Origin of the sequence: Pseudomonas californiensis, assembly GCF_021147775.1 — a bacterium.
GTDB classification, from domain to species: Bacteria; Pseudomonadota; Gammaproteobacteria; order Pseudomonadales; family Pseudomonadaceae; genus Aquipseudomonas; species Aquipseudomonas californiensis.
This window is the reverse complement of record NZ_JAGTPK010000007.1, coordinates 156,741-179,617: the sequence shown is the minus strand read 5'-3', so window position 1 is coordinate 179,617 and position 22,877 is coordinate 156,741. Positions and strand designations below refer to the sequence as shown.

Annotated in this window: 22 protein-coding genes; 15 read left to right on the top strand and 7 right to left on the bottom strand. The window is 58.5% G+C overall.

What is annotated here, in order from left to right; translation table 11 throughout:
• Nucleotides 1-138: 138 nt before the first annotated feature.
• The gene (locus tag KDX37_RS09310; protein ID WP_231652377.1) at nucleotides 139-723 is read right to left on the bottom strand and encodes a CGNR zinc finger domain-containing protein; all 585 of its coding nucleotides are present in this window, start codon (nucleotides 721-723) and stop codon (nucleotides 139-141) included.
• A 90-nt stretch (nucleotides 724-813) separates the two neighbouring features.
• Here KDX37_RS09310 and KDX37_RS09305 point away from each other — a divergent pair, with 90 nt between their 5' ends.
• From KDX37_RS09305 to tadA, 4 genes are all read left to right on the top strand, one after another.
• Nucleotides 814-1,755, top strand: a complete 942-nt coding sequence (locus tag KDX37_RS09305; protein WP_231652376.1) for an alpha/beta fold hydrolase — start codon at nucleotides 814-816, stop codon at nucleotides 1,753-1,755.
• 336 nt (nucleotides 1,756-2,091) lie between these two features.
• A complete protein-coding gene (locus KDX37_RS09300; protein WP_231652375.1) occupies nucleotides 2,092-2,877 on the top strand; it encodes a hypothetical protein in 786 nt (261 codons plus the stop codon).
• A gap of 267 nt (nucleotides 2,878-3,144) precedes the next feature.
• Nucleotides 3,145-4,518 (top strand): multicopper oxidase family protein, encoded by a 1,374-nt coding sequence (locus KDX37_RS09295; RefSeq protein ID WP_231652374.1) that lies wholly within the window; start codon nucleotides 3,145-3,147, stop codon nucleotides 4,516-4,518.
• Nucleotides 4,518-5,027, top strand: a complete 510-nt coding sequence (tadA, locus tag KDX37_RS09290) for a tRNA adenosine(34) deaminase TadA (protein ID WP_231652373.1) — start codon at nucleotides 4,518-4,520, stop codon at nucleotides 5,025-5,027. The genes KDX37_RS09295 and tadA overlap by 1 nt, the downstream gene beginning before the upstream one ends.
• Here tadA and mltF read toward each other — a convergent pair.
• The gene (mltF, locus tag KDX37_RS09285; RefSeq protein ID WP_231652371.1) at nucleotides 5,024-6,523 is read right to left on the bottom strand and encodes a membrane-bound lytic murein transglycosylase MltF; all 1,500 of its coding nucleotides are present in this window, start codon (nucleotides 6,521-6,523) and stop codon (nucleotides 5,024-5,026) included. The genes tadA and mltF overlap by 4 nt on opposite strands.
• Before the next feature lie 212 nt (nucleotides 6,524-6,735).
• Here mltF and purL point away from each other — a divergent pair, with 212 nt between their 5' ends.
• Nucleotides 6,736-10,632 (top strand): phosphoribosylformylglycinamidine synthase, encoded by a 3,897-nt coding sequence (gene purL, locus KDX37_RS09280; RefSeq protein ID WP_231652451.1) that lies wholly within the window; start codon nucleotides 6,736-6,738, stop codon nucleotides 10,630-10,632.
• A gap of 5 nt (nucleotides 10,633-10,637) precedes the next feature.
• Nucleotides 10,638-10,949, top strand: a complete 312-nt coding sequence (locus tag KDX37_RS09275; protein WP_231652370.1) for a Nif3-like dinuclear metal center hexameric protein — start codon at nucleotides 10,638-10,640, stop codon at nucleotides 10,947-10,949.
• Between the two features lie 142 nt (nucleotides 10,950-11,091).
• Here the strand turns inward: KDX37_RS09275 and KDX37_RS09270 are convergent, their stop codons facing one another.
• Together KDX37_RS09270 and KDX37_RS09265 are read right to left on the bottom strand one after the other, a co-directional pair.
• Complete coding sequence (locus tag KDX37_RS09270) at nucleotides 11,092-11,655, bottom strand: L,D-transpeptidase family protein (protein ID WP_231652369.1); 564 nt, start codon at nucleotides 11,653-11,655, stop codon at nucleotides 11,092-11,094.
• A gap of 54 nt (nucleotides 11,656-11,709) precedes the next feature.
• Nucleotides 11,710-12,261 (bottom strand): NUDIX hydrolase, encoded by a 552-nt coding sequence (locus tag KDX37_RS09265; protein WP_231652368.1) that lies wholly within the window; start codon nucleotides 12,259-12,261, stop codon nucleotides 11,710-11,712.
• 151 nt (nucleotides 12,262-12,412) lie between these two features.
• On the opposite strand from KDX37_RS09265, the gene KDX37_RS09260 reads away from it, so the two are divergent.
• The 5 genes from KDX37_RS09260 (at nucleotide 12,413) to purT (ending at nucleotide 15,730) form a co-directional block, all read left to right on the top strand.
• Nucleotides 12,413-13,009, top strand: coding sequence for a CoA pyrophosphatase (locus tag KDX37_RS09260; protein WP_231652367.1), 597 nt, complete (start codon nucleotides 12,413-12,415; stop codon nucleotides 13,007-13,009).
• A 69-nt stretch (nucleotides 13,010-13,078) separates the two neighbouring features.
• Nucleotides 13,079-13,603 carry a gamma carbonic anhydrase family protein gene (locus tag KDX37_RS09255; RefSeq protein ID WP_231652366.1) on the top strand — a complete coding sequence of 175 codons (525 nt, stop codon included), beginning with the start codon at nucleotides 13,079-13,081 and terminating at the stop codon, nucleotides 13,601-13,603.
• Nucleotides 13,603-13,821 carry a DUF1289 domain-containing protein gene (locus tag KDX37_RS09250; RefSeq protein ID WP_231652365.1) on the top strand — a complete coding sequence of 73 codons (219 nt, stop codon included), beginning with the start codon at nucleotides 13,603-13,605 and terminating at the stop codon, nucleotides 13,819-13,821. The genes KDX37_RS09255 and KDX37_RS09250 overlap by 1 nt, the downstream gene beginning before the upstream one ends.
• A gap of 156 nt (nucleotides 13,822-13,977) precedes the next feature.
• Nucleotides 13,978-14,445: a preQ0 transporter gene (locus tag KDX37_RS09245; protein ID WP_231652364.1), complete on the top strand. Its 468-nt coding sequence runs from the start codon at nucleotides 13,978-13,980 to the stop codon at nucleotides 14,443-14,445.
• A 103-nt stretch (nucleotides 14,446-14,548) separates the two neighbouring features.
• Entirely contained in the window at nucleotides 14,549-15,730 is a 1,182-nt protein-coding gene (purT, locus tag KDX37_RS09240) for a formate-dependent phosphoribosylglycinamide formyltransferase (protein ID WP_231652363.1), read from the top strand.
• A 54-nt stretch (nucleotides 15,731-15,784) separates the two neighbouring features.
• Here the strand turns inward: purT and KDX37_RS09235 are convergent, their stop codons facing one another.
• The 3 genes from KDX37_RS09235 to KDX37_RS09225 all read right to left on the bottom strand — a co-directional run bounded on the left by KDX37_RS09235 (nucleotide 15,785) and on the right by KDX37_RS09225 (nucleotide 19,459).
• Complete coding sequence (locus tag KDX37_RS09235; RefSeq protein ID WP_231652362.1) at nucleotides 15,785-17,095, bottom strand: MFS transporter; 1,311 nt, start codon at nucleotides 17,093-17,095, stop codon at nucleotides 15,785-15,787.
• A gap of 291 nt (nucleotides 17,096-17,386) precedes the next feature.
• The gene (locus KDX37_RS09230) at nucleotides 17,387-18,634 is read right to left on the bottom strand and encodes a transporter associated domain-containing protein (RefSeq protein WP_231652361.1); all 1,248 of its coding nucleotides are present in this window, start codon (nucleotides 18,632-18,634) and stop codon (nucleotides 17,387-17,389) included.
• Nucleotides 18,635-18,646: 12 nt separating this feature from the next.
• Entirely contained in the window at nucleotides 18,647-19,459 is an 813-nt protein-coding gene (locus KDX37_RS09225; RefSeq protein ID WP_231652359.1) for a cytochrome C assembly family protein, read from the bottom strand.
• Between the two features lie 213 nt (nucleotides 19,460-19,672).
• On the opposite strand from KDX37_RS09225, the gene ffh reads away from it, so the two are divergent.
• The 4 genes from ffh to trmD all read left to right on the top strand — a co-directional run bounded on the left by ffh (nucleotide 19,673) and on the right by trmD (nucleotide 22,855).
• Complete coding sequence (ffh, locus tag KDX37_RS09220) at nucleotides 19,673-21,049, top strand: signal recognition particle protein (RefSeq protein ID WP_231652358.1); 1,377 nt, start codon at nucleotides 19,673-19,675, stop codon at nucleotides 21,047-21,049.
• A 245-nt stretch (nucleotides 21,050-21,294) separates the two neighbouring features.
• Nucleotides 21,295-21,552: a 30S ribosomal protein S16 gene (gene rpsP / locus KDX37_RS09215; protein WP_024685933.1), complete on the top strand. Its 258-nt coding sequence runs from the start codon at nucleotides 21,295-21,297 to the stop codon at nucleotides 21,550-21,552.
• Between the two features lie 5 nt (nucleotides 21,553-21,557).
• Nucleotides 21,558-22,097, top strand: a complete 540-nt coding sequence (rimM, locus tag KDX37_RS09210) for a ribosome maturation factor RimM (RefSeq protein WP_004878870.1) — start codon at nucleotides 21,558-21,560, stop codon at nucleotides 22,095-22,097.
• 5 nt (nucleotides 22,098-22,102) lie between these two features.
• Entirely contained in the window at nucleotides 22,103-22,855 is a 753-nt protein-coding gene (gene trmD / locus KDX37_RS09205) for a tRNA (guanosine(37)-N1)-methyltransferase TrmD (protein ID WP_024657458.1), read from the top strand.
• Nucleotides 22,856-22,877: the final 22 nt, after the last annotated feature.

Genomic DNA, 22,877 nt, shown 5'->3' with positions numbered 1-22,877 from the left:
CGTAATTGCGGGCTTTTTGGCTTTTTGGGTCTGGCAAATTCAGGTAGCCTTCTGCATCGCCAGGCACCGCGTGCAGGGTGCTGCTGAGTATGTTTTTTGCCCTCGGCTTTCGACCGGCAGCTTGTACTTTAACCGGCCCTATTCAGGTTTCTTCCTGGAACGAAACGCTGCCACTTTCATGCGATTGCCGCAGGTCGCCATGCTGCACCAGCGGCGGCGGTGCGATTTGCTCAGGTCGTGGAAGAGCAGAACGCAGTCATGCGCCTCGCATTGGCGAACGAATTCGAACTTGTCGCTCGTGACCAGCCTCACCAGGGATTCGGCCACCGGCCAGAGCAAACTCGCCGCGCTGGCATCCCTTTGGTGAACGCCGACGCGGAACTGCTGCACCTCGTTATCCCATTCCAGCTTCCTCACCGGGCGACCCGCTTCAAGCACCTGATTGATCAGCGTGAGATCGACGGTAGTGCCTTCCATTGCCGCGTTCACTACCGCCCTTGAACAGTCGCGAAGCTCACGGGCTTTCGCCAGCAGTCCGTGTGGGACTTTCTGTTCAACGAGCCTGGGCAGCTGTCCGGCCGTGTTGAGCCAGTTCGCAACGCCTTGATCGTCGGCAAGGCAGTCATGGCGTTGTTCACCTACACCGTACTCGCTGTTGATGAAATCCAGGGCAAGGTTGTCAGCCAGGAAGAGGGCGGCGGAAGAAGCGCTGGTGGAATTCATGCGGCTTGTAACTCATAAAATTTGATTGACAGGTTACCAAATTAATCCGTAACCTTCAAATCTCCACTTTAAAGGTTACTAGGAGTTACCATGACATCTTCAAAATCAATCGCAGCGGCTGGGCTCACGGCATCTCTGCTTGCTGGTGGTGCGCAGGCTGCCAATGTCGACAGCACAGTTCATTACCGCTATGAGCAAGTCGGTGATGTGAAAGTGTTCTACCGTGAGGCCGGCGACCCCAAGGCACCCACCGTGTTGTTGCTCCACGGCTTCGCGGCGTCGTCATTCATGTTCCGTGATCTGATGCCCGCCTTGGCCGATCGCTATCATGTAATCGCCCCGGACTTGCCTGCGTTTGGTTTCACCGAAGCCCCGGTCAGGGGTCAGTACGCGTACACCTTCACACAACTGGCGAAGACCATCGGCCAGTTCACCGAGCAGCTCAAACTCGATAAATATGCATTGATGGTCCACGACTACGGCGCTCCTGTGGGCTGGCGCATGGCTGTTGCCCATCCTGAACGGGTGAGCGCAATTGTTTCCCAGAACGGCAATGCTTATGAGGAAGGGTTGGGCGATGGCTGGGCGCCTATTCAGCGGTATTGGAAGGAGCCGACGCCGCAGAACCGGGAGGCTGTGCTTGACTTCCCGACACCAGCCTCAATCAAATGGCAATACCTTGAAGGCGTGACCGACAAGAGCGCCGTGTCGCCAGACGGTTACACGTTGGAAGGGCTTCAGATATCGCGACCTGGCAATGCGGAAATTCAGCTGGACCTGTTGTTGGATTACGCCACGAACGTAGCGATGTATCCAACCTTTCAAGAATACTTCCGCAAGTACCAGCCGCCATTGCTGGCGGTGTGGGGCAAGAACGATCCGTTCTTCCTGCCGGCCGGTGCCCAAGCCTGGAAGCGCGATTTGCCCAAGGCAGACGTTCGTTTCTATGACACTGGACATTTCGCACTTGAAACCCACGGCAAACAGATCATTCCGGTGATTCGCGAGTTTCTGGACAATAACATCCGTTAAGACGGACACTGCGGCGTTTTACCAGCCCCGGCATATCTGACACATCTTCACTGTCATCAGGATTTGCCGGGAATGTCGACGGAAGTCTGTGATGTCTGCGGTTGGCTGAAAGTACCTGTGCAGCAGGCGGTGCTACCAGCCAGAAGCAAACGTATGTGATTGAAAGCAGGCAGCTCGCGTACCGCGACCCGCTATAACCAAATCGTGGGCGGCGATAGGAATGCGCCAAAAGTTCTGTAATCTCCCCGCTGGGGGGCGTCTGAGTTATCGACTCTTCTTCCTGTCCTCACCCTCTATCATCACGCCGCGACTGATCGGCCTACTGCGAAGGCACTCATGGAACTGCATATCAGCGATGTTTCTGACTGGACGTTATTCAATGCCATCGCTGCGGTGATGGAGCGTGAGCTTGGGGGCGAGTGGGTAGTGCAAGCAGATGGGCTGGACCAGCGTTACTGGGACCTGGCGGTGGACGGTGGGGTGATTACCCTGCATCTGGAGCATTACCTGGGGATCATGCTGCTGGTCGAGAACGAGCCAGCGAACCCTGGTCTTGACGCTGAGTTGATAGCCAAGGCTAGCAGGGTGCTCGAGCCATTCCTCAGCCTTGAACCACCACCGCCACCTGTTCCGACTTATAAGGTCTTGAGACCGAAGCTGGGCTTGTTGCGTCTTATCTTCCCGGTGCTGCTTCGTCAGGTTCCGTTGGCATTGATCGCGATGTGGCTGCTCTTTACGTCCTCGTCACCCGAGGATGACCCGAGCAAGGCATGGGCGGGTTCGCTGTTCGGCAGTCTGGTGCTGTTGCTTACGGCGTACCGGTTGGCGAGGGGCATCTATCAACGCACATCGCTCATTGTCGATCCTGCCGGCAAGGCAAAGGTGGCGGGCGTCAACGGCGCCCTCCATACGCCCCAGCGCGTGGTGATCAGATGCGATTTCGCACGCGTGCTCAGTTACCGTACTTTCATCGTCTACGAAAATGGAACGCTGCTGGTCGCCCGGCACCACGATGGCAAACAGGATCGCCAACAAGCCTGCGAACTGGCGGCCTATCTGGGCGTATCTGCTTACCACGAGAGCCGGTCCAGAGGCCGGCAAAAAATCAAGGCGCCCGCCTGAGGGCCCAGTCGCAGCATGCCATCGGTATGCATCACTGATTGCTGGTTTACGCACTAGCCCTCACTGCTGATGCAACCCCGAAGGATTATGAATGGCTGAAGCGAGTCGAGGTGCGAGTCTGAGAGCAAATGCTGCCTTCGTTTCTCAGGAAACCAGGGCAGTAATCGTCAATCGTTCTTATCTTTCCCCAGCGGCAGGTGTATCGTATTCGCCCCTCGCATCCTGTACCGGATGCCGCCCGCATTCGTTTTTGAGGTTCTGCTGTTTATGTCCTTCACCCGTCGCCAAATCCTCGGTGGTATCGCCGGTCTTGCCGTGGTTGGCCTTGGCGCGGGCGGTGCTTCGCGTTACTGGATGGGGCGTCGGGCTTCGGAGGCAGGGTCAGACTTTGTGCTGATCGCCGCTCCACTGGATGTTGAGCTGGTTCCGGGTCACAAGACCCCGGCATGGGCGTTTGGCGGTTCTGCGCCAGGGACCGAGTTGCGAGTGCGTCAGGGTGAGTGGCTGCGGTTGCGCTTTATCAACCAATTGCCGGTTGAGACGACCATTCACTGGCACGGCATTCGGTTGCCGCTGGAGATGGACGGCGTGCCGTATGTGTCGCAACTGCCGGTCAAGCCGGGCGAATATTTTGATTACAAATTCCGCGTGCCGGACGCCGGCAGCTATTGGTATCACCCACACGTCAGCAGCAGCGAAGAGCTGGGGCGCGGGCTGGTCGGGCCATTGATCGTTGAAGAGCGCGAGCCCACCGGTTTTCTGCACGAACGCACCGTCAGCCTGAAAAGCTGGCACGTGGATGAACAGGGTGCTTTTACCGAGTTCAGCGTGCTGCGCGAAGCCGCGCGTGAAGGCACTGCAGGGCGGCTTTCAACGCTCAACGGTGTGCCGCAGGCGGTCATCGAGCTGCCAGCCGGGCAGATCACCCGGGTGCGTCTGCTTAACCTCGACAATACCGTGACCTATCGACTCAACCTGCCTGACGCTGAGGCGCAGATCTATGCGCTGGACGGCAACCCGGTCGCGCCACGTCCGTTTGGCGACGAATACTGGCTTGGCCCTGGGATGCGCATCTGTCTGGCAATCAAGGCGCCAGCGGTTGGCAAAGAGATCGCGTTGCGCAATGGGCCGGTCCGGCTGGGGACCTTCCGCTCGGTCGCCAATAATGACGCGCCGGGTCAATGGCCACCCGAGCTGCCAGCCAATCCCGTCGCCGAACCGGATCTGGCAAGCGCCGAAAAAATCAATTTCAACTTTGAATGGGTAGGCTCCGTGTCAGTCAACGCCGACAACGGCAAGCCACCCAGCCTGTGGCAGATCAATGGCGAAGCCTGGGACATTACCGACAAGACCTGTGCCGATCGTCCTATCGCCAAACTGCAGTTGGGCAAGAGTTACATATTCGAACTGAAAAACATGACCCAGTATCAGCACCCGATTCACCTGCATGGCATGAGTTTCAAGGTGATCGCGTCCAATCGTCGCAAGATCACGCCTTATTTTACTGATACCTTTCTTCTGGGTCGTAATGAGCGCGCGCGGGTGGCGCTGGTGGCGGATAACCCTGGCGTGTGGATGTTTCACTGCCACGTGATCGACCACATGGAAACCGGCCTGATGGCTGCGATTGAGGTGTCCTGATGAGGCAGCCGCAGATCATTGACCGCAGCCGCGACCAGAACTTCATGCGTGAAGCGCTGGAGCTCGCCGCGCAGGGTGCGCTGCTGGGCGAGGTGCCGGTCGGTGCAGTCGTGGTGCAGAATGGCGAGATTATCGGGCGCGGTTACAATTGCCCGATCAGTGGCAGCGATCCCAGTGCCCATGCCGAAATGGTCGCCATTCGTGACGCAGCAAGAGCCCTGGATAATTATCGCCTGCCGGGCAGTACGCTCTATGTCACGCTGGAGCCGTGCAGCATGTGCGCGGGTTTGATCGTTCATTCTCGAGTAACGCGTGTGGTTTACGGCGCGCTTGAGCCCAAGGCGGGTATCGTTCAGAGCCAGGGTCAGTTTTTCAGCCAGGGCTTTCTCAATCACCGCGTATTGGTGGAAGGCGGCGTACTGGGCGAGGAGTGCGGGGCGATGCTGAGCGAGTTTTTCAGAATGCGTCGAGCGGCAAAGGATGCAGGCAAAGGGCAGGGCGAGGCCTAGAGCGCAGGCGCTTCCTGGCTGCTGCCGTTGGACGGGGCTGGCGGTGCTGGTGAGGCGGGAGGTTGTGTCTTGTCGACACCAGGCACGTGCAGGTTACCATCAGCGACCTGACTGCCCTCAAGCTGAGGCTGTGTGACCCAGGTCAGGATGTCGTAATAGCGGCGGATGTTGGCAACAAAGTGCACAGGTTCGCCGCCACGGGCATATCCATAACGAGTCTTGCTGTACCACTTCTTCTGCGCAAGGCGCGGCAGCATTTTTTTAACGTCGAGCCATTTATTGGGATTCAGGCCCTCGTTTTCTGCAAGTTTGCGTGCGTCCTCGAGATGGCCACTGCCAACGTTGTAGGACGCGAGCGCAAGCCATGTACGATCGGGCTCTTCTATCTTCTCGTCCAACTGATCCTTTACGTAAGCAAAATACTTGGCACCCCCCTGAATGCTTTGCTTGGCGTCCAGACGGTTGGTCACGCCCATGGCTTGCGCTGTGTTCTGGGTCAGCATCATCAGTCCGCGAACGCCAGTCTTTGAAGTGACGGCAGGCTGCCACATGGATTCCTGATAGCCGATTGCGGCCAGCAGCCGCCAGTCAACCTGCTCTTTCTTGGCGAATGTCTGGAAGTGCTTTTCGTATTTGGGCAGGCGTTCCTGCAAATGCTGGGCGAAGGTATAGGCACCCACATAGCCCAGAACATCGACATGACCGTAGTACCGGTCCTTGAGGCGCTGCAACGTGCCATTCTTTTCGACCTTGTCGAGGTAGGCATTGATTTCGTTGAGCAGACTGTTGTCTTCGCCCGGCCCCACGGCCCAGCGCTGCTCGCGAGCCTCGCCCAGATCGAACGCGACCCGCACATTAGGAAAATACACCTGGTTCATGGCCAGTTCGTTGGAATCGACCAGCGTCAGGTCGATCTGCCCTTCGTCGACCATGCGCAGCAGGTCGACGACCTCGACCGCATCGGATTCTTCGTACTCGATGCCCGGAGTCTGCACCTTCAGCGCCGCAAGCTGCTCGGCATGACTGCTGCCTTTAAGCACGACGATGCGCTTGCCCACCAGATCGCCAGGGTCGGTGGGGCGTGACTGGCCGTTGCGGTAGACGACTTGTGGGGTGACTTCCAGATAGGCATGAGAGAAACGCGCCTGCTGCCGGCGCTTCTCGGTATCGATAAGGCCTGCAGCGCCGAGCACCGGGCCGCCTGGCTTGTTCATTTGGTCGAACAGATCGTCAAGGTTGTCAGCAGTCTCGATTTTCAGTTCGACGCCCAGATCCTCCGCAAACCGCTTGACCAGCTCGTACTCGAAGCCGGTTTCACCGTTGCGGTCCTGGAAATAAGTCGCCGGGCTGTTACGAGTGACCACGCGCAGCACGCCGTCCTCCTTTACTCGCTCCAGTGTGTTGGGTTTGTCCACACAGGCGCTGAGCATCAGGAAGAGTCCGGTTGCGATGAGCCATTTGGCACAACGAGGGCGGAAGTCTGATTGGAAGAACATCCGTGCAGTATACGCAAAGCGCCCCGGGCGCCATATCTCGACAGTGAGGCTTGCGTCTGATAGGTGATGCCGTTTTGGCATATTTATTTCACTTTTAAGGTCGGGGCGACATTCGGGCGCATCAGATGCACCCGTTTTGAGTGCTCAAAGGTCCGCTTTAGGCTAGAATGCGTGGCCTCAAAGCACACCCCCTTCCCGAGGCTGTCCCGAAGATGTTGATCCTGCGCGGTGCTCCTGCCCTTTCTGCCTTCCGCCACAGCAAATTACTAGAACAACTGAAACAAAAAGTTTCAGCTGTCAGTGGCTTGTACGCTGAATTCGCTCACTTCGCCGACGTCACCGACGTTCTGACCAGCGAAGAACAGCAGGTTCTCGACCGACTCCTGAAGTACGGCCCGAGTGTGCCTGTTCAAGAGCCGAGCGGCCGTCTGTTTCTGGTCTTGCCGCGGTTTGGCACTATTTCGCCCTGGTCGAGCAAGGCCAGTGACATCGCCCGCAATTGCGGCCTGGCCAAGATTCAGCGCATCGAGCGCGGGATAGCCTTTTATGTGGCGGGTCAGTTCAGCGATGCTAACGCTCAGCTTATTGCCGATGGGCTGCACGACCGCATGACTCAATTGGTCCTGAGCGACCACGAACAGGCCGCCGGTCTGTTCAGTCACGCCCAGCCCAAGCCGCTGACCGCTATCGACATCCTGAGTGGCGGTCGCGCTGCGCTGGAAAAAGCGAATGTCGAACTGGGTCTAGCCCTGGCTGAAGACGAGATCGACTATCTGGTGACTAGCTTCAATGGTCTGGGTCGCAACCCTCATGACATCGAACTGATGATGTTCGCGCAGGCGAACTCCGAGCACTGCCGCCACAAGATCTTCAACGCGAGTTGGGATATTGATGGCGAAAGTCAGGAGAAAAGCCTGTTCGGCATGATCAAGAACACCTATCAGATGCACAGTGAAGGCGTGCTGTCCGCTTACAAGGACAACGCCTCGGTGATCGTCGGCAGCGTCGCCGGCCGCTTCTTCCCGGATCCTGAAACCCGTCAGTACGGCGCGGTGCAGGAACCTGTGCACATTCTGATGAAGGTCGAGACTCACAACCATCCGACCGCCATTGCTCCGTTCCCGGGCGCATCAACTGGCTCTGGTGGCGAGATCCGCGACGAGGGTGCTACCGGTCGTGGTGCCAAGCCAAAGGCTGGCCTGACCGGTTTCACCGTTTCCAACCTGCAGATTCCAGGTTTCGTGCAGCCGTGGGAAGTCCCTTACGGCAAGCCGGACCGCATCGTTACTGCGCTGGACATCATGATTGAAGGCCCGCTGGGCGGTGCTGCGTTCAACAACGAATTCGGTCGTCCGGCGCTGACCGGCTACTTCCGTACCTTTGAACAGTCGATCACCACACCGCACGGCGACGAAGTCCGTGGTTACCACAAGCCGATCATGCTGGCTGGCGGTATGGGCAACATTCGCGAAGATCACGTCCAGAAGGGCGAGATTACCGTCGGCTCCAAGCTGATCGTGCTGGGTGGCCCGGCGATGCTGATTGGTCTGGGCGGCGGTGCGGCGTCTTCGATGGCAACCGGCACCAGCTCGGCTGATCTGGATTTTGCTTCGGTACAGCGCGAAAACCCGGAAATGGAGCGTCGTTGCCAGGAAGTCATCGACCGTTGCTGGCAGTTGGGTGATCGCAACCCGATCAGCTTCATCCACGATGTCGGCGCTGGCGGTCTCTCCAACGCTTTCCCTGAGCTGGTCAACGACGGTGGTCGTGGCGGTCGTTTCGAACTGCGCAACGTGCCTAACGACGAGCCGGGCATGGCCCCGCTGGAAATCTGGAGCAACGAGTCCCAGGAACGTTACGTCCTGGCCGTTGGCGTTGAAGATTTTGACCGTTTCAAGGCTATCTGCGAGCGCGAGCGTTGCCCGTTCGCCGTCGTCGGCGAAGCCACTGCCGAGCCGCAACTGACCGTCACCGACAGCCATTTCGGCAACAGCCCGGTCGACATGCCGCTTGAAGTCTTGCTTGGCAAGGCGCCGCGCATGCACCGTTCAGTCGAGCGTGAGGACGAGATCGGTGACGATTTCGACCCAAGCACGCTGGATATAGAAGAAAGCGTTCAGCGCGTGCTGCGTCACCCAGCGGTCGCCAGCAAAAGCTTCCTGATCACCATCGGTGACCGCAGCATCACCGGCCTGGTGGCGCGTGATCAGATGGTGGGTCCATGGCAGGTGCCAGTGGCTGACTGTGCTGTGACGGCAACCAGTTTTGACGTGAATACCGGCGAAGCGATGGCCATGGGCGAGCGCACGCCGCTTGCGCTGCTGGACGCTCCGGCTTCCGGCCGTATGGCCATCGGCGAAACCCTGACCAACATTGCGGCCTCGCGCATTGCCAGGCTGTCCGACATCAAACTGTCGGCCAACTGGATGTCGGCTGCTGGTCACCCAGGTGAAGACGCCCGTCTTTATGACACCGTGAAAGCGGTCGGCATGGAGCTGTGTCCTGAACTCGGTATCACCATTCCGGTGGGCAAGGACTCCATGTCCATGAAAACCCGCTGGAGTGATGAGGGCACCGAGAAGAGCGTGACCTCGCCGCTGTCGCTGATCGTGACCGGCTTTGCACCGGTCGTCGATATCCGTCAGACCCTGACCCCTGAGTTGCGTATGGATAAAGGCATCACTGACCTTATCCTGATCGACCTGGGTCGTGGTCAGAACCGTATGGGCGCGTCCATTCTTGCCCAGACGCATGGCAAGCTGGGTCGTGTTGCGCCCGACGTTGACGATGCCGAAGACCTCAAGGCGTTCTTCGCCGTCGTCCAGGGCCTTAACGCCGACGGCCACATCCTGTCGTATCACGACCGTTCCGACGGTGGTCTGCTGGTCAGCACGCTGGAAATGGCCTTCGCCGGTCATTGCGGTCTGAACCTGCACCTCGACGGTCTGGCTGACAACGCATCCGAGCTGAGCGCTATTCTGTTCAACGAAGAGCTTGGAGCAGTTATCCAGGTTCGTCAGGACGCCACGCCGCTGGTGCTGGCACAGTTCAGCGCTGCCGGTCTTGCAGATTGCGTCGCGGTCATCGGCCAGCCGGTCAACAACGATCAAGTCTCGATCAGCTATGGTGGCGAGCCGGTGTTCACCGGTCAGCGTCGTCTGCTGCAGCGTCAGTGGGCCGAAACCAGCTACCAGATCCAGCGTCTGCGTGACAACGCCGAGTGCGCCGATCAGGAATTCGACGCGCTTCTGGAAGAAGACAACCCGGGCCTGACCGTCAAGCTGGGCTTCGACGTCAACGATGACATTGCTGCGCCTTACATCAAAACCGGTGTACGTCCTCAGGTGGCTGTGCTGCGTGAGCAGGGCGTCAACGGGCAGGTCGAAATGGCGGCTGCGTTCGATCGTGCCGGTTTCAACGCGATTGACGTGCACATGAGTGACATCCTGGCGGGCCGTGTCGACCTGAACGACTTCAAGGGCATGGTCGCTTGTGGTGGCTTCTCATACGGTGACGTGTTGGGTGCCGGTGAAGGCTGGGCCAAGTCGGCCCTGTTCAACAGCCGCGCCCGCGATGCGTTCCAGGGTTTCTTCGAGCGCACCGACAGCTTCACGCTGGGTGTCTGCAATGGTTGCCAGATGTTGTCCAACCTGCACGAGTTGATCCCGGGCAGCGAGTTCTGGCCGCACTTCGTGCGTAACCGTTCCGAGCAGTTCGAAGCGCGCGTTGCGATGGTTCAGATCCAGGAGTCCCCTTCGATTTTCCTGCAGGGCATGGCCGGTTCGCGTATGCCGATCGCCATTGCCCACGGTGAAGGTCATGCGGAATTCCGTAACGCCGACGCACTGCTTGAGGCCGATGTCTCGGGCACTGTGGCGCTGCGTTTCGTGGACAGCCATGGCAAGGTCACTGAAGCTTATCCGGCGAACCCGAACGGCTCGCCGCGGGGCATAGGCGGTCTGACCACGCTCGATGGTCGCGTCACCATCATGATGCCGCACCCTGAGCGCGTGTTCCGTGCGGTTCAGAACTCCTGGCGTCCTGAAGAGTGGAACGAGGACGGTGCCTGGATGCGCATGTTCCGCAATGCGCGGGCATGGGTTAACTGAGTCGGATGTACAAGCTCGCCTTCTTCGTGCCGTCGAGCCATGTGAATCAGGTCAAAAGCGCCGTTTTTGCTGCTGGGGCAGGGCAGATAGGCGCTTACGACCAGTGTTCATGGCAAGTGCTCGGCCAGGGTCAGTTCCGCCTGCTGGATGGCAGTCAGCCATTTCTCGGGCAGGGCGGCGTGGTTGAGCAGGTGGAGGAATGGAAAGTCGAGATGGTCGTTGCCGATGAGCTGATACATCAGGCGGTGGTGGCTCTCAAGCAGAGCCACCCTTACGAAACGCCGGCTTATGAAGTGTGGCTCCTGGAAGACTTCTAGTTCGCTGGCGGTAACTGTGTGTGGCGTTTTGCGTCAGCCATGCAGGGAACTGCATCCAGCCCCGGCAATACTTCGGATGCTGGCCCCCGGCATTCGTGAGCAAACAGCACACTGCCCAACTCTCTCCCCCGATTTGAATGCTTCAGGGTCTGATCTCGATCATCGTCCCGTCCTTGACCAAATCCCAGACCTCGCGCATGTCATTGTTTTTCATGGCGATGCAGCCGTTGGTCCAGTCCAGCGTGTGGAAGTACCACTCCGGATATTCCTCATCAAGCGGCGTGCCATGAATCATGATCATGCTGCCCGGCTTCACGCCCTCTTTGCGAGCGCGTTCCGAGTCGGTCACGTTCGGGTAGGAGATATGCATCGACAGGTTGTAGTTGGTGCTGTTCTTGCGCCAGTCCAGCCAGTAGAAGCCTTCAGGCGTACGCTGGTCGCCTTCCTGAACTTTGGTGCCCTTGGGGTTCTTGCCCAATGAAATTCGATACGTCTTCAAGGCCTCACCGCCACTGATCAACTGCAACTGACGTGCGGACTTGAGCACCAGTACCTTGTCGATTTTCTTGCTGGCAATGCTTTCGGTGTTGATGACCTTGTTGTTGATGATCTTCTGTTCGCTGCCTTTGGGCAGGATGGTTTGGGTAAAAGCAGCTTCTGACAGCGGCACGAACGACATCACAACGAAAGCGAGCAACCAGCGCATTACCGTATCCCTGAAGGCCCTCTGAGAGGGCCGATCTTGAGTGCAATCCAGAATTTAAGTGTCGAGCAGTGGGCGCGACGGGGGCAGGGCGCTGGTATGCACCGGGTATACCTGCTGACGCCGATCTGCGAAGAAGTATTCTAGGGTACGCCCGACCGTCATGAAAGCCAGGTCCGACCACGGAATGTCAGCTTCGTCGAATAGCTGGACTTCCAGGCTCTCTATGCCTGGCGCGAAATCGTCCGTGGCCAGTTCGCCTCGGTAGAACACGTGCACCTGATTGATGTGCGGCACATCGATCAAAGCATAGAGCTGCAGTTCGCCCAGGGTTGCACAGGCTTCTTCGACGGTTTCACGACGCGCGGCCTGTTCGATGGTCTCACCGTTTTCCATGAAGCCTGCCGGCAGCGTCCAGAAGCCCAGGCGCGGCTCGATGGCGCGCCGGCACAGCAACACCTTGTCGCCGCGGGTCACCAGGCAGCCTGCCACGATGTTCGGGTTCTGGTAGTGAATGGTGTGGCAATGCTCGCAGACGTAACGCAGACGGCTGTCGCCTTCCGGGATGGTCTGGATAACCGGGTTGCCGCACTGGCTACAAAATTTCATGGGCTCAGTCGTTAGTGGATGCAGGCGCTATCTTGGCCTGTCGCGACGTTGATGAGCAAGCGCCTCTGTCGTATGACTTTGTCCTGCAAGGGGTTGGGCGCGTCGCTGCTTTGGTGCATGATGCCAGACAGGCAACAGATCGAGATTCCCCATGCTGGATGAGCTACTTCGCCGTGTAGTCAGTCATACGCCAGATACCCTCGAAACGGATCGACCATTCCCCGAGGCTGCGGTGCTGGTGCCTGTCACGCGCAGTCATGAACCCGAATTGATCCTCACACTGCGCGCCAGCGGTTTGTCGACCCATGGCGGTGAGGTTGCGTTCCCGGGCGGCAGACGCGATCCCGAAGACCCTGACCTGATCTTTACGGCCTTGCGCGAAGCTGAAGAGGAAATAGGCCTGCCGCCGGGTCTTGTCGAAGTGATTGGCCCGTTGAGCCCGTTGATTTCCAAACACGGTATCAAGGTCACGCCGTACGTGGGGGTAATCCCCGATTTTGTCGAGTACCGACCGAACGATGCTGAAATCGCCGCAGTGTTCAGTGTGCCGCTGGAGTTCTTCCGTCAGGACACTCGTGAGCACACCCACCGCATCGATTATGAAGGGCGAAGCTGGTACGTGCCCAGCTATCGGTATGGCGGGTACAAGATCTGGGGGCTGACGGCGATCATGATCGTCGAGCTGGTCAATGTGCTGTACGACACCAAAATCAGCCTGCATCATCCTCCCGAACGTTCCACCAGTTGAGCGTCCAGCCTCTCACGAGTCATCTATAACGATCCGCGCCCAAGAGCGCGGCCTGCCAGAGGAATCTGCATGAAATATCGCCTGGGGGATTCCCGCGTCCAGACTGACCCGCTGAGCTGGGTCGCGCCCAATGCGGTCCTGATCGGCAAAGTCAGGCTCGAGGCCGGTGCCAGCGTCTGGTTCAACGCTGTGCTGCGAGGCGACAACGAGCTGATCCATATAGGCGAGAACAGTAACGTGCAGGACGGCACGGTCATGCATACCGACATGGGCTCGCCGTTGGAAATAGGCAAAGGCGTCACCATCGGCCACAACGCCATGCTGCACGGCTGTAGCGTTGATGATTTCAGCCTGATCGGGATCAACGCAGTGATCCTGAACGGGGCAAAGATCGGCAAGTACTGCATTATCGGCGCCAATTCACTGATCGGCGAAGGAAAAGTCATCCCCGATGGCTCACTGGTGATGGGCTCGCCGGGTAAAGTGGTACGCGAGCTGACTGACGTCCAAAAGAAAATGCTGGAGGCCAGCGCGGCTCACTACGTCCATAATGCACAGCGTTATGCACGTGACCTGAAAGAGCAGGAAGAATGATGAGCAGCGATCCCGTTACAGAAAAGCCTGTCCGTTCGCCTTGCGTCAGCATTTGTGCACTGGATGAGGCAGATATCTGCACCGGGTGCCAGCGTACGGTCAGCGAAATCACCCTGTGGAGCCGCATGAGCAACGACGAGCGCCGTGTGGTTCTTGGCCTGTGCGACGAACGAGCCCGTGCCAGCGGAATGTTGTGGACAGTGGGAAGCAAATCCTGACCGCCCACTGATAGCGCGTCGGGACGCGCTGTCCTGCTCGTGAAGACCGACCTGGAGACGCAACATACCGAACAGCGTGCCGCCAGCTCTTCAGGCCTGACCTCGGCTTTCCCGGCTGCTACCATGGGTGTCCGTTTTTCCAGGCTGTAATCCCTCATGCTTTTCCTGATCGCCTATATCAGCAGTGTGGTGCTGATCAACTTCGCCTTTTCCAGTGCGCCGCATCTGGACGTCATCTGGTCCGCCTGGGGCGGCTTGGTGTTCGTGCTGCGCGATATGGTGCAAATCCGCTTCGGCCATGGCGCAATCATCGCAATGCTGGTGGCGCTGGTGCTGTCCTATATCACCAGCGACCCTACCATCGCCCTGGCCAGTGCCACGGCGTTCGCTGTGTCCGAGTGCATTGACTGGCTGGTATTCAGCATCACCAAGCGTCCGTTGCGCGACCGCTTGTGGATCAGCTCTGCGCTGAGCATTCCACTGGATACCTTTATCTTCTTCGGGATGATCGATGCGCTCACTGCACCTGTCGTGCTGACCGCATTGGCTTCGAAATTCGCCGGTGTAACGGTGGTGTGGATGATCATGGCCTGGCGTGCGCGCAACAAAGCCTGTCCGGGCTGAGCCCCAAATGCTCGGGGCTTCGTGGTAAATTGCGCGCCTTTCTCCAACGCGGCTGTTCGCATACGGCGAGCGGCCCTTGAAATCTGCTCCACGAGGACCTGAGATGACTCAAATCGGAACTCCACTGTCGCCTACCGCGACGCGTGTATTGTTTTGCGGCAGCGGCGAACTGGGCAAGGAAGTCGTGATCGAGCTGCAACGTCTGGGCGTCGAAGTCATCGCGGTAGACCGTTACGCAAACGCCCCGGCCATGCAGGTTGCACATCGCAGCCACGTCATCAATATGCTTGACGGTGCAGCGTTGCGTGCAGTGATCGAGGCCGAGAAGCCTCATTTCATCGTGCCGGAAATCGAAGCCATTGCCACGGCGACTCTGGTTGAGCTGGAGGCCGAAGGCTTTACTGTTGTTCCTACTGCGCGTGCCGCTCAGTTGACCATGAACCGGGAAGGCATTCGCCGTCTGGCAGCAGAAGAGTTGAAACTGCCGACATCGCCTTATCACTTTGCCGACACCTTCGAGGCGTACAGCAAAGCCGTCGAAGACCTGGGCTTCCCGTGCGTGGTCAAACCGGTCATGAGTTCGTCGGGCAAGGGCCAAAGCCTGCTCAAGAGCACCGATGACGTCCAGAAAGCCTGGGACTACGCTCAGGAAGGCGGCCGCGCGGGTAAAGGTCGCGTCATCATCGAAGGCTTCATCGACTTCGATTATGAAATCACACTGTTGACCGTGCGCCACATCGGCGGCACCACATTCTGCGCGCCTGTCGGTCACCGTCAGGAGAAGGGCGATTATCAGGAATCCTGGCAGCCACAGGCAATGAGCCCGGCTGCGCTGGCCGAGTCCGAGCGCGTCGCCAAGGCAGTAACCGAGGCGCTGGGCGGTCGCGGGATGTTTGGCGTCGAGTTGTTCATCAAGGGTAATCAGGTGTGGTTCAGCGAAGTCTCGCCTCGTCCGCATGACACCGGGCTGGTCACACTGATCTCGCAGGATCTGTCGCAGTTCGCACTGCACGCACGTGCCATCCTCGGGCTGCCGATTCCTTTGATTCGTCAGTTCGGCCCGTCGGCCTCCGCTGTGATTCTGGTCGAAGGACAGTCCACGCAGACTGCGTTCTCCAATCTGGGCGCTGCACTGGCAGAGCCTGATACTGCACTGCGCCTGTTCGGCAAGCCGGAAGTCAATGGTCAGCGTCGGATGGGTGTTGCCCTGGCTCGCGACGAGTCTGTTGATGCCGCCCGTGCCAAGGCCACTCGCGCTTCGCAAGCGGTCAAGGTCGAGCTTTAAGCGTCTGCATGAGCGTGCAAGCCAAGGCGTCGCGCCTTGGCTTGCCGTTTTGCTTTACAGCTCGTTATTGCGTGTTTCTTTCAGGCACAGTACGGCCAGCAGGCTGATCAGCGCTGCTGCCGAAACGTAACCTCCCACCCAACTCAAGCCGCCCATCGCCACCAGTTTCTGGGCGAAGAAGGGTGCAACCGAAGCACCCACGATCCCGCCCAGGTTATAAGCGGCCGATGCGCCGGTGTAGCGCACCTGCGTCGGGAACAGCTCCGGCAGCAGCGCACCCATCGGTGCGAACGTGATGCCCATCAAGAACAGCTCTATGCACAGAAACAGCGCCACGCCCCAGGTAGTGCCGTGGGTCAGTAATGGCTCCATTGCGAACCCCGACAGTATTGCCAGGACTGCGCCTGCAATCAGCACCGGTTTGCGCCCGAAGCGGTCGCTTGCCAGCGCTGACAAAGGCGTTGCCGCCGCCATGAACAACACTGCGAAGCACAGCAGTCCGAGGAAAGTTTCACGCGTGTAACCCAGCGTCGAAACGCCGTAGCTCAGCGAAAACACGGTCGAAATGTAAAACAGCGCATAGCACACCACCATCGAGGCTGCGCCCAGTAGCATCGGCTTCCAGTGTTGGCTGAAGGTTTCGACAATAGGCATGCTGACCCGCTTGTGATGGGCCATCGCCTTGGCGAAAACCGGTGTTTCCTCAAGCTTCAGGCGTACGTAAAGCCCGACCATGACCAGCAGCGCGCTGAGCAGAAACGGAATCCGCCAGCCCCAGGCACGGAATTGCTCGTCGGTCAGGGTCATTGCCAGAGTCAAAAACAGCCCGTTGGCCGCCAGAAAGCCAATTGACGGACCTAATTGTGGGAACATGCCAAACCAGGCTCGCTTGCCCTTGGGGGCGTTTTCAGTGGCCAGCAAGGCCGCACCACCCCATTCCCCACCCAGGCCCAGCCCTTGGCCGAAGCGCAAAACGCACAGCAGTATGGGTGCCCAGGCCCCGATAGTGGCGTAGCCGGGCAGCACGCCGATCAGGGTGGTGCAGATGCCCATCAAGAGCAAAGATGCGACCAATGTGGATTTTCGTCCGACCCGATCGCCAAAATGGCCGAACAGCGCCGAGCCCAACGGCCTTGCAAGAAACGCGATCCCGAACGTCAGAAACGACGACAGCATCTGTGCGGTGCCTGACGTCTGCGGGAAGAACACTGGTCCGATCACCAGTGCAGCAGCGGTGGCGTAGACATAGAAATCGTAGAACTCAATGGCAGTGCCAATGAAGCTTGCCGTGGCAACGCGGGTTGCCGAATTGACGGGAGCGGCAGGCGCGGCGTCGTCTTCGTTGAAAGTTGAAGTGCTGGTCATGCGAGGGTTCCCTGACAGTCGTCTTGTCGGTCAGTGCTTGTCACACTGCGACAGGTTTTCATTATTGTGATTTACGAATGCAGCGCTGAGCAGCGTAGCCCGGTTGGGCGGGAGGGCAATGGCATCGCTCGGGATAGGGGCGAAGGCCATTGAGTGGTATGAGCCGTTCAGGCTGACGAACTGGCCGTTGGCGCTCTGTGCGGGTAGCACGCGCAACGGCTGGGCTGGGTAAGCGTTCTGATTATAGGAAGGGCGCGCGCGCTGAAACAAGTGGTAACAGCGCTTGGCGTTTTATTTGAAGACCCGGCTGGGGGCGTTCTGCCACATGGCTACGCGGGTAACCCGGTTGTCTTCGGTTTCGAGAATTTCCAGGCGATAAGGACCGATCTTCAGGCATACCGGTGCGTCGGGGATGGTTTCCAGTGCTTCGGTCACCAGCCCGTTGAGTGTCTTGGGTCCATCGGAAGGCAAATGCCAGCCCAGGCTCTTGTTCAAGTCGCGAATGGAGGCGGCGCCTTCCACTTCCAGACGGCCGTCTTCCTGGCGCTTTACGTGCGGGTTATCCAGGCTCTGCTCGTTCTCGAACTCACCGACGATTTCTTCCAGAATATCCTCAAGGGTCACAATGCCCAGCACTTCGCCGTACTCGTCGACCACCACGCCCAATCGGCGCTGCTGCTTGTGGAAGTTCAGCAGTTGCAGTTGCAGGGGCGTGCTTTCAGGCACGAAATAAGGTTCGTAGCAGACCGCCAGCAGTTGCTCCTTGGTGAGCGTGGCCTTGGGCAGCAAGTGGCTGATGTCACGGGTGTTGATTACACCCTGCACTTGATTGATGTCGTTGTGGTAGACCGGCAGGCGTGTATGACGCGAAATGATCAGACGTTCGATGATCAGTTCGATAGGGTCGTCGATATTGACGCCATCGACTTCGCTGCGTGGGATCAGGATGTCGTTGACGGTAATGCTGTCCAGCGCGCGGATACCTGAAAGCACATTGGCACGAGGGTGGTGTTCCTGCACACCGTCGTGACGGGCGTGCTGCACCGGATTGTTGGCGGACTCCGAAGCATGTTCCGCAGTGCCGCGCTTCATGAGCGGGTTTAGCAGCAGTTTGGCAAGGCCGTTGAAAATACAGGTCAGCGGCCAGATGAACTTCATCGGGACCCGCAACGTCCCGTTGCCAAGCAGGACGGTCGCCACTGCGTAACGATGCCCCAGGCGGCGTGGCATGTATTCGGCGAACACCAGCATGACGCTGGCGGTGCCCAGCCAGGCGGCAGTCGGGCCGTTGTACAGCCAGTAGCTGGTCGCGAGAAACGTGGCGATGATTGTGATCAGCACCCTGATCAGCGTATTGCACAGAATCAGGCTGTTGATATTGAAGGCCAGCTCGGGCATTCGCTCGGCTTGCGCCGGATCAGTACCTGCGCGTAGTGCCCGGAGTTGCTGATGCGCGGTCTCGACAGCTGTCAGCAGTGCGGACCAGAGTATCAACAGCGCCAGAACACCGAGCAGCGGTCCGATGGGCAGGTTATCCATGATCGTCGCCCGTCAGATATGCAGAATGAATTCGCGTACCAGCTTGCTGCCGAAATAGGCCAGCATCAGCAGGCAAAAGCCGCCCAGCGTCCAGCGAATGGCCTTGTGTCCGCGCCATCCCAGGCGGTTGCGCCCCCAAAGCAGAACACTGAACACCACCCACGCAAGGCAGGCGAGCAGGGTTTTATGCACCAGGTGCTGAGCGAACAGGTTCTCTACAAACAGCCAGCCCGAGAGCAGCGACAGCGACAGCAGGGTCCAGCCTGCCCACAGAAAACCGAACAGCAGGCTCTCCATGGTCTGCAGGGGTGGGAAGTTTTTGATCAGTCCGGCGGGGTGCTTGTTCTTTAGCTGGTGATCCTGCAGCAACAGCAGCAATGCCTGAAAAGCGGCAATTGTAAACATGCCGTATGCCAGCAGCGACAATAGAATGTGGCTGAGGATGCCGGGCTCTTCCATGATCGGCTGCACCGTACCGCTTGGCGCGAACTGCGCCAGCAGTACCGTGACCATGCCCAGAGGGAACAGCAGCACCAGAAGATTTTCCACCGGGATGCGGGCGGTGGCGATCAGCGTCACTGCAATCACTGACGCGGCAATAAGGCTGGCCGAGTTGAAGAAGTCCAGGCCCAGGCCTGCCGGTCGCGCAAGCTGGGAGAAAAGACCTATGGCATGAGCGATGACCGCCAGGGTGCCGAGCAGGCAAAGCAGCCTTTTATCAGGCTTGGCTCTCTGGCTCAGGCGAAGACCCTGATAGACGGTCGCAGCGGCGTAAAGGCTGGCGGCGGCGAGGCTGGTGAGCAGGCTGGGTGGCAAAGGGAACATAGATCCTGATGGACGGGCCTGAAAAGACGCTGAGTTTGGCATAGAACCCACAAATCACGAAAGACCACAGAAGCAGTCTGCATGGTGTCCGTGCGACAGAGTCTTCGCTATAATCCGCGACCTGCTCAAGCCGCAGGCTCGCCGAGCGCCATTTCTGCATCACGGGCCGGGCCGCATCAACCGGGGTTCGACGAGAGCCTGAAAGGATCGCGCATGTTTGAAAATCTGACTGACCGCCTCTCGCAGACGCTTCGCCACGTGACTGGCAAGGCCAAGCTGAACGAGGACAACATCAAAGATACCTTGCGCGAAGTGCGTATGGCGTTGCTTGAAGCCGACGTCGCCTTGCCGGTGGTCAAAGACTTCGTCAACAACGTCAAGGAGCGTGCTGTCGGCACCGAGGTGTCGCGCAGCCTGACGCCGGGCCAGGCGTTCGTGAAAATCGTCCAGGCCGAACTCGAAAGCCTGATGGGCGCCGCCAACGAAGATCTGGTGCTCAACGTCACTCCGCCTGCCGTCGTATTGATGGCCGGTCTGCAAGGTGCGGGCAAGACCACAACGGCTGGCAAGCTGGCGCGCTTCCTTAAAGAGCGCAAGAAGAAGACCGTGATGGTCGTTTCGGTCGACGTTTATCGTCCCGCAGCCATCAAGCAGCTCGAAACGCTGGCCAATGATATCGGTGTCACGTTCTTTGCGTCCGACGTCAGCCAGAAGCCGGTGGACATCGCGCAGGCTGCGATTAAAGAAGCAAAGCTCAAATTCATTGATGTCGTGATCGTCGACACCGCCGGTCGCTTGCACATCGACGCCGAGATGATGGGCGAGATCCAGGCATTGCATGCCGCGGTCAAGCCGGTCGAGACGTTGTTTGTCGTAGACGCCATGACCGGTCAGGATGCGGCCAACACCGCCAAGGCGTTTGGTGATGCGCTGCCACTCACGGGTGTGATCCTCACCAAGGTCGATGGTGATGCACGAGGTGGTGCTGCACTGTCGGTGCGCGCGATCACCGGCAAACCGATCAAATTCATCGGTATGGGCGAGAAGAGCGATGCGCTCGAGCCATTCCACCCGGACCGTATTGCGTCGCGAATCCTGGGCATGGGCGATGTGCTCAGCCTGATCGAGCAGGCCGAACAGACCCTCGACAAGGATAAAGCCGACAAGCTGGCGAAAAAGCTCAAGAAGGGCAAAGGCTTCGATCTCGAAGACTTCCGCGACCAGCTGCAACAGATGAAGAACATGGGCGGCCTTGGTGGCCTGATGGACAAGCTGCCCAGCATCGGTGGTGTGAACCTGTCCCAGATGGGCAATGCCCAGGGCGCAGCCGAGAAGCAGTTCAAGCAGATGGAAGCCATCATCAACTCGATGACACCGGCCGAACGTCGTGACCCGGACCTGATCAGTGGTTCGCGCAAGCGTCGTATCGCGATGGGTTCAGGCACTCAGGTGCAGGATATCGGGCGCCTGATCAAGCAGCACAAGCAGATGCAGAAGATGATGAAAAAATTCTCTGCCAAAGGCGGAATGGCAAAAATGATGCGCGGGATGGGCGGAATGCTCCCCGGCGGCGGCATGCCAAAGATGTGATTGAGTCGCGCGCGTTATGCTGCGCGCGTCCCACATGAGGGGTAACCCTCAGCCAGCCCGCGTTTTGCGGGCTTCTACTCGCTGTCATACCGACAGCTCCTTGGCAAATCTGGAAGGCATGCCGATAGGCGCCGGAAAAAGACATTTGCAAAAGTCGGGATATTCCTTAGAATATGCGGCCTTTCGGGCACCTATGCCCGCTGTGCATCTTAGATTTGCAGCACCGACTACAGGAACGATGTTCAATGCTAACCATCCGTCTTGCCCTTGGCGGCTCCAAAAAGCGCCCGTTTTACCACTTGACCGTAACCGACAGCCGCAACGCTCGTGACGGTTCCCACAAGGAACAGGTTGGTTTCTTCAACCCGGTTGCCCGTGGTCAGGAAATCCGTTTGTCCGTTAACGAAGAGCGCGTCAACTACTGGTTGAGCGTAGGTGCACAAACTTCTGAGCGCGTTGCACAGCTGCTCAAAGAGCACAACAAGGCAAAGGCCGCGGCCTGAGTCTTATGAACGCGACGCCTGCACCTGCCGACGATCTGATCGTCATTGGCAAGATTTACTCAGTTCATGGCGTTCGCGGCGAAGTGAAGGTCTTTTCCTTTACTGATCCGATTGGAAACCTGTTGGACTACAAAACCTGGACGCTTCGGCGCGAAGGCAGCGTTGAGAAGCAGGTTGAGCTGGTCAGTGGACGCTTGCAAAGCAAGTTTCTGGTCGCAAAGCTCAAAGGTCTCGATGATCGCGAAGAAGCTCGTCTTCTCTCCGGTTACGAAATCTGCGTGCCGCGTAACCTGTTCCCTGATCTGGACGATGGCGAGTACTACTGGTACCAGCTTGAAGGCCTAAAGGTCATTGATCAACTTGGGCAATTGCTCGGGAAAATCGATCACCTGCTCGAAACCGGTTCGAACGATGTAATGGTTGTAAAGCCCTGCGCGGGTAGCCTGGATGATCGTGAACGCCTGTTGCCCTATACGGAGCAATGCGTGTTGGCAGTCGACCTGGGTGCTGGCGAGATGAAGGTGGATTGGGATGCGGACTTCTGAGTGCCATGGCTAGCCTACGCATAGAAGTCATCAGTCTGTTTCCCGAGATGTTTTCCGCCATCAGCGAATACGGCATTACCAGCCGTGCGGTGAAACAGGGGCTGTTGCAGCTCACCTGTTGGAATCCGCGGGATTACACCACTGATCGTCATCACACTGTGGATGATCGCCCATTTGGCGGTGGTCCGGGCATGGTGATGAAGATCAAGCCCCTTGAAGATGCTCTGGTTCAGGCCAGACAAGCGGCAGGGGATGCGGCGAAGGTTATTTACCTGTCGCCACAAGGCCGCCAACTGAATCAGTCTGCGGTACGCGAACTGGCGCAGGAGGAAGCGATTATCCTCATCGCCGGTCGTTATGAAGGCATTGACGAGCGCTTTATTGAGGCTCATGTCGATGAAGAGTGGTCGATTGGTGACTATGTTCTTTCCGGTGGCGAGCTGCCGGCGATGGTCCTGATTGACGCGGTTACGCGGCTGCTGCCTGGAGCTTTAGGGCATGTGGACTCCGCGGAGGAAGATTCCTTCACGGATGGTCTGCTGGATTGCCCGCACTACACCCGACCTGAGGTGTATGCGGATCAGCGTGTTCCCGACGTGTTGCTAAGTGGCAATCACGCGCACATCCGGCGTTGGCGTTTGCAGCAGTCCCTTGGGCGGACCTACGAACGACGGGCTGATCTTCTGGAAAGCCGCTCGCTTTCTGGAGAAGAGAAGAAGCTGCTGGCGGAATACATCCGCGAGCGGGACGATAGTTAACGTATCGATGGTTGATCCATAC

What these genes read in the sequence shown, in the direction of transcription:
- KDX37_RS09310 (WP_231652377.1), bottom strand. Translation starts at nt 723, where the DNA reads ATGAATTCCACCAGCGCTTCTTCCGCCGCCCTCTTCCTGGCTGACAAC.
- KDX37_RS09305 (WP_231652376.1), top strand. Translation starts at nt 814, where the DNA reads ATGACATCTTCAAAATCAATCGCAGCGGCTGGGCTCACGGCATCTCTG.
- KDX37_RS09300 (WP_231652375.1), top strand. Translation starts at nt 2,092, where the DNA reads ATGGAACTGCATATCAGCGATGTTTCTGACTGGACGTTATTCAATGCC.
- KDX37_RS09295 (WP_231652374.1), top strand. Translation starts at nt 3,145, where the DNA reads ATGTCCTTCACCCGTCGCCAAATCCTCGGTGGTATCGCCGGTCTTGCC.
- tadA (WP_231652373.1), top strand. Translation starts at nt 4,518, where the DNA reads ATGAGGCAGCCGCAGATCATTGACCGCAGCCGCGACCAGAACTTCATG.
- mltF (WP_231652371.1), bottom strand. Translation starts at nt 6,523, where the DNA reads ATGTTCTTCCAATCAGACTTCCGCCCTCGTTGTGCCAAATGGCTCATC.
- purL (WP_231652451.1), top strand. Translation starts at nt 6,736, where the DNA reads ATGTTGATCCTGCGCGGTGCTCCTGCCCTTTCTGCCTTCCGCCACAGC.
- KDX37_RS09275 (WP_231652370.1), top strand. Translation starts at nt 10,638, where the DNA reads ATGTACAAGCTCGCCTTCTTCGTGCCGTCGAGCCATGTGAATCAGGTC.
- KDX37_RS09270 (WP_231652369.1), bottom strand. Translation starts at nt 11,655, where the DNA reads ATGCGCTGGTTGCTCGCTTTCGTTGTGATGTCGTTCGTGCCGCTGTCA.
- KDX37_RS09265 (WP_231652368.1), bottom strand. Translation starts at nt 12,261, where the DNA reads ATGAAATTTTGTAGCCAGTGCGGCAACCCGGTTATCCAGACCATCCCG.
- KDX37_RS09260 (WP_231652367.1), top strand. Translation starts at nt 12,413, where the DNA reads ATGCTGGATGAGCTACTTCGCCGTGTAGTCAGTCATACGCCAGATACC.
- KDX37_RS09255 (WP_231652366.1), top strand. Translation starts at nt 13,079, where the DNA reads ATGAAATATCGCCTGGGGGATTCCCGCGTCCAGACTGACCCGCTGAGC.
- KDX37_RS09250 (WP_231652365.1), top strand. Translation starts at nt 13,603, where the DNA reads ATGAGCAGCGATCCCGTTACAGAAAAGCCTGTCCGTTCGCCTTGCGTC.
- KDX37_RS09245 (WP_231652364.1), top strand. Translation starts at nt 13,978, where the DNA reads ATGCTTTTCCTGATCGCCTATATCAGCAGTGTGGTGCTGATCAACTTC.
- purT (WP_231652363.1), top strand. Translation starts at nt 14,549, where the DNA reads ATGACTCAAATCGGAACTCCACTGTCGCCTACCGCGACGCGTGTATTG.
- KDX37_RS09235 (WP_231652362.1), bottom strand. Translation starts at nt 17,095, where the DNA reads ATGACCAGCACTTCAACTTTCAACGAAGACGACGCCGCGCCTGCCGCT.
- KDX37_RS09230 (WP_231652361.1), bottom strand. Translation starts at nt 18,634, where the DNA reads ATGGATAACCTGCCCATCGGACCGCTGCTCGGTGTTCTGGCGCTGTTG.
- KDX37_RS09225 (WP_231652359.1), bottom strand. Translation starts at nt 19,459, where the DNA reads ATGTTCCCTTTGCCACCCAGCCTGCTCACCAGCCTCGCCGCCGCCAGC.
- ffh (WP_231652358.1), top strand. Translation starts at nt 19,673, where the DNA reads ATGTTTGAAAATCTGACTGACCGCCTCTCGCAGACGCTTCGCCACGTG.
- rpsP (WP_024685933.1), top strand. Translation starts at nt 21,295, where the DNA reads ATGCTAACCATCCGTCTTGCCCTTGGCGGCTCCAAAAAGCGCCCGTTT.
- rimM (WP_004878870.1), top strand. Translation starts at nt 21,558, where the DNA reads ATGAACGCGACGCCTGCACCTGCCGACGATCTGATCGTCATTGGCAAG.
- trmD (WP_024657458.1), top strand. Translation starts at nt 22,103, where the DNA reads ATGGCTAGCCTACGCATAGAAGTCATCAGTCTGTTTCCCGAGATGTTT.